The organism is Pseudomonas sp. PKS, assembly GCF_051913525.1.
GTDB lineage: Bacteria > Pseudomonadota > Gammaproteobacteria > Pseudomonadales > Pseudomonadaceae > Aquipseudomonas > Aquipseudomonas guariconensis_D.
The window spans coordinates 25621-34422 of record NZ_JBEGDO010000036.1; the positions used below are offsets into that span (position 1 = coordinate 25621).

The 8802-nt window shown below is 64.5% G+C and carries 9 protein-coding genes; 8 read left to right on the forward strand and 1 reads right to left on the reverse strand.

Translation table 11 applies throughout. The features are described from left to right. Window positions 1-68: 68 nt before the first annotated feature. The 7 genes from ppc (at window position 69) to ABOA88_RS23570 (ending at window position 7217) form a co-directional block, all read left to right on the forward strand. A complete protein-coding gene (ppc, locus tag ABOA88_RS23540; RefSeq protein WP_196167620.1) occupies window positions 69-2696 on the forward strand; it encodes a phosphoenolpyruvate carboxylase in 2628 nt (875 codons plus the stop codon). 257 nt (window positions 2697-2953) lie between these two features. After that, the gene (gene adk, locus ABOA88_RS23545) at window positions 2954-3604 is read left to right on the forward strand and encodes an adenylate kinase (RefSeq protein WP_070575190.1); all 651 of its coding nucleotides are present in this window, start codon (window positions 2954-2956) and stop codon (window positions 3602-3604) included. 88 nt (window positions 3605-3692) lie between these two features. Then, window positions 3693-4367 carry a tRNA (adenosine(37)-N6)-threonylcarbamoyltransferase complex dimerization subunit type 1 TsaB gene (tsaB, locus tag ABOA88_RS23550; protein ID WP_367851441.1) on the forward strand — a complete coding sequence of 225 codons (675 nt, stop codon included), beginning with the start codon at window positions 3693-3695 and terminating at the stop codon, window positions 4365-4367. A gap of 129 nt (window positions 4368-4496) precedes the next feature. Continuing rightward, entirely contained in the window at window positions 4497-4784 is a 288-nt protein-coding gene (locus tag ABOA88_RS23555; protein ID WP_196167618.1) for a hypothetical protein, read from the forward strand. 3 nt (window positions 4785-4787) lie between these two features. After that, window positions 4788-5657, forward strand: coding sequence for a DUF72 domain-containing protein (locus tag ABOA88_RS23560; RefSeq protein WP_367851440.1), 870 nt, complete (start codon window positions 4788-4790; stop codon window positions 5655-5657). A 32-nt stretch (window positions 5658-5689) separates the two neighbouring features. After that, on the forward strand, window positions 5690-6520 hold the full coding sequence (locus tag ABOA88_RS23565) for an isocitrate lyase/PEP mutase family protein (protein ID WP_367851439.1): 831 nt from the start codon (window positions 5690-5692) through the stop codon (window positions 6518-6520). 40 nt (window positions 6521-6560) lie between these two features. Next, window positions 6561-7217 carry an extensin-like domain-containing protein gene (locus tag ABOA88_RS23570; RefSeq protein WP_196167796.1) on the forward strand — a complete coding sequence of 219 codons (657 nt, stop codon included), beginning with the start codon at window positions 6561-6563 and terminating at the stop codon, window positions 7215-7217. Between the two features lie 2 nt (window positions 7218-7219). On the opposite strand, the gene ABOA88_RS23575 is transcribed toward ABOA88_RS23570, so the two are convergent. Continuing rightward, window positions 7220-7843 carry an energy transducer TonB gene (locus tag ABOA88_RS23575; RefSeq protein WP_367851438.1) on the reverse strand — a complete coding sequence of 208 codons (624 nt, stop codon included), beginning with the start codon at window positions 7841-7843 and terminating at the stop codon, window positions 7220-7222. Window positions 7844-7958: 115 nt separating this feature from the next. Between ABOA88_RS23575 and ABOA88_RS23580 the strand changes: the two genes are divergently transcribed. Next, entirely contained in the window at window positions 7959-8720 is a 762-nt protein-coding gene (locus ABOA88_RS23580) for a class I SAM-dependent methyltransferase (protein WP_437437087.1), read from the forward strand. Window positions 8721-8802 lie beyond the last annotated feature (82 nt).

Consider the following 8802-nt stretch of genomic DNA (forward strand, 5'->3'; position numbering starts at 1 on the left):
TTGCCATGGGCACTCTTGGGCAATGTTCCTGAGCGGATGCGCGGTGAGCCGCGCCGGAGAGAAGGCCGATGACCGATATCGATGTACGCTTGCGTGAGGATGTCCATCTGTTGGGGGAACTACTGGGCGAGACCATTCGCCAGCAGCATGGCGAGGCGTTCCTGCAGAAGATCGAAGACATCCGCCACAGTGCCAAGGCCGACCGCCGTGGCGCTGCCGAGCAACTGAGTTCGACCCTGGGCGACCTTGCCGACGACGACTTGCTGCCGGTAGCTCGGGCCTTCAACCAGTTTCTCAACCTGGCGAACATCGCCGAGCAGTACCAGTTGATCCGCCGTCGCGATGCTGGCCAATCCGAGCCTTTCGAGGCGAAGGTGCTGCCGGAATTGCTCGCCCGGCTGAAACAGGCCGGCCATTCGGACGATGCCCTCGCCAGGCAGTTGGCCAAGCTGGACATCCAACTGGTGCTCACCGCCCACCCCACCGAAGTGGCACGCCGCACGCTGATCCAGAAATACGACGCCATTGCCGGGCAGTTGGCTGCGCAGGATCACCGCGATCTGACACCTGCCGAGCGCCAACAGGTGCGCGAGCGCCTGCGTCGCCTGATCGCCGAAGCCTGGCACACCGAGGAAATCCGGCGCACCCGGCCAACGCCGGTGGACGAGGCCAAGTGGGGCTTTGCGGTGATCGAGCATTCCCTGTGGCAGGCGATCCCTAACCACCTGCGCAAGGTCGATCACGCGTTGTTCGAAGCGACCGGCCTGCGCCTGCCGCTGGAGTCCGCGCCAATTCGTTTCGCCTCCTGGATGGGCGGCGATCGCGACGGCAACCCCAATGTCACCGCGGCGGTGACCCGCGAGGTGCTGCTGCTGGCCCGCTGGATGGCGGCTGACCTGTTCCTGCGCGACATCGACTACCTCGCTGCCGAGCTGTCCATGCAGCAGGCCAGCAATGCCCTGCGCGAGCGCGTGGGCGACAGTGCCGAACCCTATCGCGCCTTGCTCAAGCAATTGCGCGAACGCCTGCGCACCACCCGTGCCTGGGCCCACGCGGCGCTGAGCAGCGCCCAGGTGCCCGGGGCCGACGTGCTGACCAGCAACCGCGAGCTGATCGAGCCGCTTGAGCTGTGTTATCAGTCCTTGCATGAATGCGGCATGGGTGTCATCGCCGACGGCCCGCTGCTCGATACCCTGCGCCGGGCTGTGACCTTCGGCTTGTTCCTGGTGCGCCTGGACGTGCGCCAGGACGCCGCCCGGCACCGCGACGCGCTGACCGAAATCACCGACTACCTGGGCCTGGGGCGCTATGCCGACTGGGACGAGGAACAGCGCATCGCGTTCCTCCAGGCAGAGCTGAAAAACCGCCGGCCGTTGTTGCCTGCGCACTTCAAGCCCGACGCCGAGACCGCCGAGGTGCTTGCCACCTGCCGCGAGATTGCCGCCGCGCCAGCGGCTTCGCTGGGGTCCTATGTCATCTCCATGGCCGGTGCCGCATCCGATGTGCTGGCTGTGCAATTGCTGCTCAAGGAGGCCGGCCTGACCCGGCCCATGCGCGTGGTGCCGCTGTTCGAGACCCTCGCCGACCTGGATAACGCGGGGCCGGTGATGGAGCGCCTGCTGGGCCTGCCGGGCTATCGTGCCAGCTTGCATGGACCGCAGGAGGTGATGATCGGCTATTCCGACTCGGCCAAGGACGCGGGCACCACAGCGGCGGCCTGGGCCCAGTACCGGGCTCAGGAAAACCTCGTGCGCATCTGTCGAGAGCATCAGGTCGAGCTGCTGTTGTTCCATGGCCGTGGTGGCACCGTCGGCCGAGGCGGCGGGCCAGCCCACGCGGCGATCCTGTCGCAGCCACCCGGCTCGGTGGGCGGGCGGTTCCGCACCACCGAGCAGGGCGAAATGATCCGCTTCAAGTTCGGCCTGCCTGGCATCGCCGAACAGAACCTCAACCTGTATCTGGCCGCCGTGCTTGAGGCAACCCTGTTGCCGCCGCCACCTCCGCAGCCCGCCTGGCGCGAGCTGATGGACCAGCTTGCTGCCGACGGCGTCAAGGCGTATCGCGCCGTGGTGCGGGAAAACCCGGACTTCGTCGAGTACTTCCGCCAGTCCACGCCGGAGCAGGAGCTCGGACGCCTGCCGCTGGGCAGCCGTCCGGCCAAGCGCCGCGCCGGCGGCATCGAGAGCCTGCGTGCCATTCCGTGGATCTTCGGCTGGACCCAGACGCGTCTGATGCTGCCGGCCTGGCTGGGCTGGGAGACGGCCCTGAGCAATGCCTTGGCGCGTGGGCAGGGCGAGCTGTTGGCACAGATGCGTGAGCAGTGGCCGTTCTTCCGTACCCGAATCGACATGCTGGAGATGGTGCTGGCCAAGGCCGATGCCGAGATCGCCAAGGCCTACGACGAACGTCTGGTGCAACCGCACTTGCTTTCCCTGGGGGCACATCTGCGCGACCTATTGTCGCAGTCGTGCCAGGTAGTACTGGGGTTGACCGGGCAATCGGTGCTACTGGCGCACAGCCCTGAGACCCTGGAGTTCATCAGCCTGCGCAATACCTACCTGGACCCGCTGCATCGCCTGCAGGCTGAGTTGCTGGCGCGCTCGCGCAGCCGGGAAGCCGCTCTGGACAGCCCATTGGAGCAGGCCCTGCTGGTCACGGTGGCGGGTATCGCCGCGGGCCTTCGCAACACCGGTTGAGGCATCCGGTGGCTGACCTTGGCGGGGTGGCGCAGGCCCCTCGGCCGAGGTTGTGCTGGCAGGTTGCGCCGAGCGCAACCGTGCCGCGAAACGGGGCCAAGTGGCGATTTCCTGCAACTTTGGGACGCTTGTCTGGTTGCTGGGCGCTGTGTATCTTGAGCAGCCTTTTGACCGATTTTCGGTCTCACCCGATTTTTCGGACTTGGCCCTCTGCGCCGAATCCGTTGATTTACATAGAAAAATATGAGGAGCACAAGATGCGCGTAATTCTGCTGGGAGCTCCCGGGGCCGGTAAAGGTACTCAGGCAAAGTTCATCACCGAGAAGTTCGGTATTCCACAGATCTCCACCGGTGACATGCTGCGTGCCGCCGTCAAGGCCGGCACCCCGCTGGGCCTGGAACTCAAGAAAGTCATGGATGCCGGCCAACTGGTTTCCGACGAGCTGATCATCAGCCTGGTCAAGGAGCGCATCGCCCAGCCGGATTGCGCCAAGGGCTGCCTGTTCGACGGCTTCCCGCGCACTATTCCCCAGGCCGAAGCCATGGTCGCCGCAGGTGTCGACATCGACGCCGTGGTTGAAATCGCTGTTGACGACGAAGAGATCGTCGGCCGCATGGCCGGCCGCCGTGTGCACCTGGCTTCGGGCCGTACCTACCACATTCAGCACAACCCGCCGAAAGTGGAAGGCAAGGACGATGTCACCGGCGAAGACCTGATCCAGCGCGACGACGACAAGGAAGAGACCGTGCGTCATCGCCTGTCGGTGTACCACAGCCAGACCAAGCCGCTGGTGGACTTCTACCAGAAGCTCTCGGCCGCCAACAACGGCAAGCCGAAGTACAGCCACATCGAAGGTGTCGGCTCGGTCGAGGCGATCACCGCCAAGGTGCTGGCAGCCCTGAGCTGATCCATCTCCGTGCGTCACGACGGCCCGCTTGCGGGCCGTTGTCGTTTATACTGCCGCTCTTTTCCCCGTTGCCTGGATACCTCGTTCGATGACCACCCTGCTGGCCCTGGATACCGCTACCGAAGCCTGTTCCGTCGCTCTGCTGCATGATGGCAAGGTGACCAGCCATTACGAGGTGATCCCGCGCATGCACGCGCAAAAGCTGCTGCCGATGATCAAGCAGTTGCTGGCCGAGTCAGGCGTGACGCTCAGCGACGTGGATGCCATTGCCTTCGGTCGTGGCCCCGGGGCGTTCACCGGGGTACGGATCGCCATCGGTGTGGTCCAGGGCCTGGCCTTTGCCCTCGAGCGCCCGGTGTTGCCGGTCTCCAACCTGGCGGCGCTGGCCCAGGGTGCGCTGCGTGAGCGCGGGGTGCAGCAGGTCGCCGCCGCCATCGATGCCCGTATGGATGAGGTGTACTGGGGCTGCTATCAAGCCCATGACGGCGAGATGCGCCTGGTAGGGCATGAGGCGGTGTTGGCGCCAGAGCGTGTGCAACTGCCGGAGGCCAGCACCGGCGAGTGGTTCGGCGCCGGTACCGGATGGGGTTATGGCGAGCGGCTGGCCGTGCCGGTGAGCGCAAGCGATGCCAGCTTGCTGCCCAACGCCCTGGACATCCTCGAGCTGGCCCGCTTCGCTTGGGCACGCGGCGAGGCCATTCCGGCCGAGCAGGCGCAACCTGTGTACCTGCGCGACAACGTAGCGACACCCAAGGCGCGCTGAAACCTCTCGTCGGCAGGCCTCCCGGCGTCGCAACCTTTTGTGCGAACTGTGGTCCAGTTATCAATTGGGCATTAGCGAGGGATCTCTGATGCTGCTAAATTGCCATCATTGATCCTGAGTACCCTGTCCATGCGTATCGATGGTTTCTCTTCGCAGTCCTATCCGATCAAGCGCACCCCGCGCAAGGCACCGGTGCGCGACGAGAACATCGACGATGCCGAACTGGTCGAGGACGTCGAGGTCCCCCAGGAGCCCCGCACCAACCGCCGTTCCGGTGGCCTGCCAGCCCGCCAGCAGGACATGATCTTTCCTCGTGCCCGTGATCGACGCACCGCAACCGCTCTGGCCAGCTACCTGGCCACCGCCGGCTTCACCGACTGGGAGATGGAAGTGCTGGGGCTGGACCTGTACATTTGATGGATGAATCCATCGCCCCTGCCTTACTTTCTCGGTTGTCCGTCCTGGAGCGAAAACGCCTGGCGCGACTACCTTTATCCCGCCGACGCCCGTCCTGCTGAATTTCTCGGCCTGTACAGTCAGGTGTTCAATGCCGTCGAAGGCAACACTACCTTCTATGCTCGTCCCGCGCCTGCCACGGTGGAGCGTTGGGCGCAGGTCATGCCCGCGCATTTTCGCTTCACTGCCAAGTTTCCGGGCGATGTGACCCATGAGGGTGACCTGCGAGAGCATCTGGAGTCCGCGCTTGCCTTCACCCGGCTGATGGCGCCGTTGGGCGAGCGGGTTTCGCCATACTGGTTGCAGCTATCGGCCCAGTTTGGCCCTTCGCGGCTTGGCGAGCTGTGTCATTTTCTCGACCAGATCGGCGTGCCGGTGGCGGTCGAGGTGCGCAACGAGGCGTTTTTCGCCCGTGGCGAAGAGGAGCGCCTGCTCAACCGGCTGTTGCACGAGCGGGGTGTCGAGCGCATCTGCCTGGATCCACGGGCGCTGTTCAGTTGCACATCGCGCGAGCCAGGTGTATTGCACGCACAGTCCAAGAAACCACGGGTCCCGCCACGTCCGGCTGCATTCAGCCAGCACCCTCAGGTGCGATTCATCGGGCATCCGGTGCTGGAGGCCAACGAGACCTTTCTCACGCCATGGGTGGAAAAGGTCGGCGCTTGGATCGAAGAAGGGCGCAGTCCCTATGTCTTCTTGCATACCGCCGACAACCTTCAGGCCGCGGCCCTGGCCCAGCGTTTTCATGAGCGCCTGATGGCGCGCTTGCCGGGTCTTGCCCCTTTGCCGGAATTGCCGCGTGCGCCCGAGGTCGAACAACTGGGACTACTCTGACGACTCCTGATTATCTGCCGGAGGTTGTGACCATGGATGTGCAAACCCTGCGAGCCGAAGCCTTCAAGGCCTTGCATGAGCGTGAGGGCGCTTTCGTCATTCCCAACCCTTGGGATGCAGGTTCTGCCCGCCTGCTGGCAAGCCTCGGCTTCGAGGCCCTGGCCACCACCAGTGCAGGTTTGGCGTTCAGCCTGGGGCGGCCGGATGCCGAAGGCGCCTTGAGCCTGGAGGAAACCCTGAGTAACGCCCGGTCGATCGTCGATGCGACTCCGTTACCTGTGGCCGCCGATCTGGAGAACGGCTTCGGTGACCTGCCACAGGATTGTGCCGAGACGATCCGGCGCGCGGCCGAGGTAGGGCTGGTGGGCGGCTCGATCGAAGACGCCAGCGGTCGCTGCGACGACCCCATCTACGACTTCGGCTTGTCGGTGGAGCGGGTGCGCGCCGCCGTGCAGGCTGTTCGTGCGCTGCCGTTTCCCTTCACCCTCTGCGCCCGCGCGGAGAACCTGCTGCACGGGCGCCTGGACCTGGATGACACCATCCGCCGCCTGCAGGCCTATGCCGAGGCTGGGGCCGATGTGCTGTATGCCCCAGGCCTGCGCAATGTCGATGAAATCCGCGCCGTGGTGCAGGCGGTCGCGCCCAAGCCTGTCAACGTGCTGATGGGGCTGGCTGGCGTGCCGCTGAGCGTGAACCAGTTGCAGGATCTAGGGGTGAAGCGCATCAGCGTAGGCTCCTCGCTCGCACGCGCCGCGCTGGGAGCGTTGCAGCGGGCGGCGCTGGAGATCCGTGATCAGGGCTCGTTCGACTACAGCGCGCAGGCCCTGCCGTTCGTCGAGCTCAACGACCTGTTCCGTCGCTGAGGCGCCCGTGCGTGTTGCCACGCTGCTGGTTGTCAGCCTGATGTCAATGGCGGCCCTGGCGTGGTACTTGGGCTGGCGACCACCTGCCGCCTGGAACCCCTGGGCGGTGCTGGACGTACGCCAGCCGCCCAATCTCCTGACGCCCTACAAGCTCGCGCGCCTGCGCGAGAACCCACGTTTGTGCCTGCAGGCCTTGCAGACATCGGCCTTGCGCTACCGGCAACAGGCCGACAGCGCGTCCACGGCCAATTGCCCGTTGCGCAACGTATGGCGAATCGAAGCAGGCCAAGCGCGTCTGAGCAGCAGCTTTCTGGCGTCCTGCCCATTGGCGGTGGCCTATGCCTTGTTCGAGAACCATGGGCTGCAACCTGCGGCGCAGCGGTTTTTTGGCCAGCCCGTGGCCCAGGTCGAGCATTTAGGCAGCTATGCCTGCCGAAATGTGTACCACCGCAAAGAGGGGCGGCTCAGCCAGCATGCCAGCGCCAATGCACTGGATATCACGGGTTTTCGCCTCAAGGATGGACAACGCATCGTGCTGGCGAAGGATTGGCAGCGGGGCGGGGAGAAGGCGGCGTTTCTACGGGAGGTCCATGACGCGGCCTGCAACAGCTTCAATACGGTGCTGGGGCCGGACTACAACACGGCGCACCACAACCACTTTCACCTGGACATGGGGTTCTGGCAGGTCTGCCGCTGAACTCAGGCGTGCGTGCGCACGTTGTTCAGCACTACCGGACGCGCCCAGTGAAGGTCGAACTCCAGGTCGTTCTGCTGTTTGGCCACGGTGGGTTCGTCGTAGGGCTCGGGGGCGTTTTCCAACAGATCCGTTTCGAACTCGGCGATGGGCAGGAACAACGCTCGCGGCGACGGTGCCGGGCCAGGCTCGGGAAGCGGATGGCCCTGGCTCATGACCACGGGGCGCAACCAGCTGTTGCTCAAATCGAGCTGGCGCTGTTGTTCGAGCAGTTCGGCGGTGCTGAAGGGCTCGGGGGCGTTTTCCAGCAGATCTGTCTCGAATTCGGCCTTTGGCAGGAACAGCGGCTCGGGCGGCTTGACCTCGGTGTCATGGACATCGCAGCTGCGCTGGACATGGATCTGCGCCAAAGTGCGCACACCGCCCAGCGGTTCACCGCTGTCCTTGTCGACCTGCTTGGCGATGGCCTGGCTGACTGGGTCCGCTTCTGTTCCCTGCTGCTCGGCCAACGCGCGGGCGAAGAAATCCTGCCACAGGTGGCTTACGCCCCCGAGTGCCTGGGTGTTCTGTCGACCGTAGTTGCCGACAGGCGACAGGTAGGTCAAGCCGATGGGAAGGATTTCTGACATGGCAGTCGCGCGCGTTGTGCTCTGGCAGAATAGCGGATACTGCGTGTATCGGCGGTGGCCGGGATTTCATTAATTTTTTCGAGTGCGCGAACCGATGGTGGAGCTAGAGCAGGGCATGGGTATCAGGGTCGAGGCGTTGTCGGCTGCGTTCCAGGCCCAGGCACAAGCGTGGGCCGAGCGCCTGGGTGTGCCGCTGGTGGATGATGAAGCGAGATTTGCCGTGCAGGTCGGACCTGATGGTTTGCAGATCCAGCAACTGGGGCCGCAGGCGCCGGGACCGGTGCGGGTGGACTTCGTCGAAGGACAGGCGGCGCATCGGCGGCTCTATGGCGGGGGTAACGGGCAGATGATCGCCAAGGCCGTCGGCATCGCCCAAGGCGTCCGACCCCAGGTGCTCGATGCCACGGCAGGCTTGGGCAAGGATGCGTTCGTGCTGGCCAGCCTGGGCTGCCAGATGACCCTGATCGAGCGCCAGCCGCTGATTGCTGCCCTGCTCGAGGATGGGCTGGCACGGGCGCGTGGTGATGAAGAGGTGGGAGCGATCGTCGAGCGCATGCGCCTGCTGACCGGCAATGCCATCGAGCGCATGCGGGCTTGGGAGGGCGAGCCGCCGCAGGTGATCTACCTGGATCCGATGTTCCCGCACCGGGACAAGAGTGCATTGGTGAAGAAGGAGATGCGGGTGTTTCGGCCTTTGGTCGGTGATGACTTGGATGCACCGGCGTTGCTCGAGGCCGCGTTGGCGTTGGCGTCGCATCGGGTAGTGGTCAAGCGACCGCGCAAGGCACCCATTATCGATGGGCCCAAGCCGAGCCACAGTCTGGAGGGGAAATCGAGTCGGTATGACATTTATCCCAAGAAGGCGCTCAAGGCTTGATTGGGATTGGGATTGGGATTGGGATTGGGTTTTGAGGTTTGTGGGCTTATCCGTTTGATTTGTCGACGCTGATTCACCTTTC

Excerpts from the sequence above, each read along its gene's own strand:
- ABOA88_RS23575 (WP_367851438.1), bottom strand. The coding sequence starts at position 7,843 with ATGTCAGAAATCCTTCCCATCGGCTTGACCTACCTGTCGCCTGTCGGC.
- ABOA88_RS23565 (WP_367851439.1), top strand. The coding sequence starts at position 5,690 with ATGGATGTGCAAACCCTGCGAGCCGAAGCCTTCAAGGCCTTGCATGAG.
- ABOA88_RS23560 (WP_367851440.1), top strand. The coding sequence starts at position 4,788 with ATGAATCCATCGCCCCTGCCTTACTTTCTCGGTTGTCCGTCCTGGAGC.
- tsaB (WP_367851441.1), top strand. The coding sequence starts at position 3,693 with ATGACCACCCTGCTGGCCCTGGATACCGCTACCGAAGCCTGTTCCGTC.
- ABOA88_RS23570 (WP_196167796.1), top strand. The coding sequence starts at position 6,561 with ATGTCAATGGCGGCCCTGGCGTGGTACTTGGGCTGGCGACCACCTGCC.
- ppc (WP_196167620.1), top strand. The coding sequence starts at position 69 with ATGACCGATATCGATGTACGCTTGCGTGAGGATGTCCATCTGTTGGGG.
- ABOA88_RS23555 (WP_196167618.1), top strand. The coding sequence starts at position 4,497 with ATGCGTATCGATGGTTTCTCTTCGCAGTCCTATCCGATCAAGCGCACC.
- adk (WP_070575190.1), top strand. The coding sequence starts at position 2,954 with ATGCGCGTAATTCTGCTGGGAGCTCCCGGGGCCGGTAAAGGTACTCAG.
- ABOA88_RS23580 (WP_437437087.1), top strand. The coding sequence starts at position 7,959 with ATGGGTATCAGGGTCGAGGCGTTGTCGGCTGCGTTCCAGGCCCAGGCA.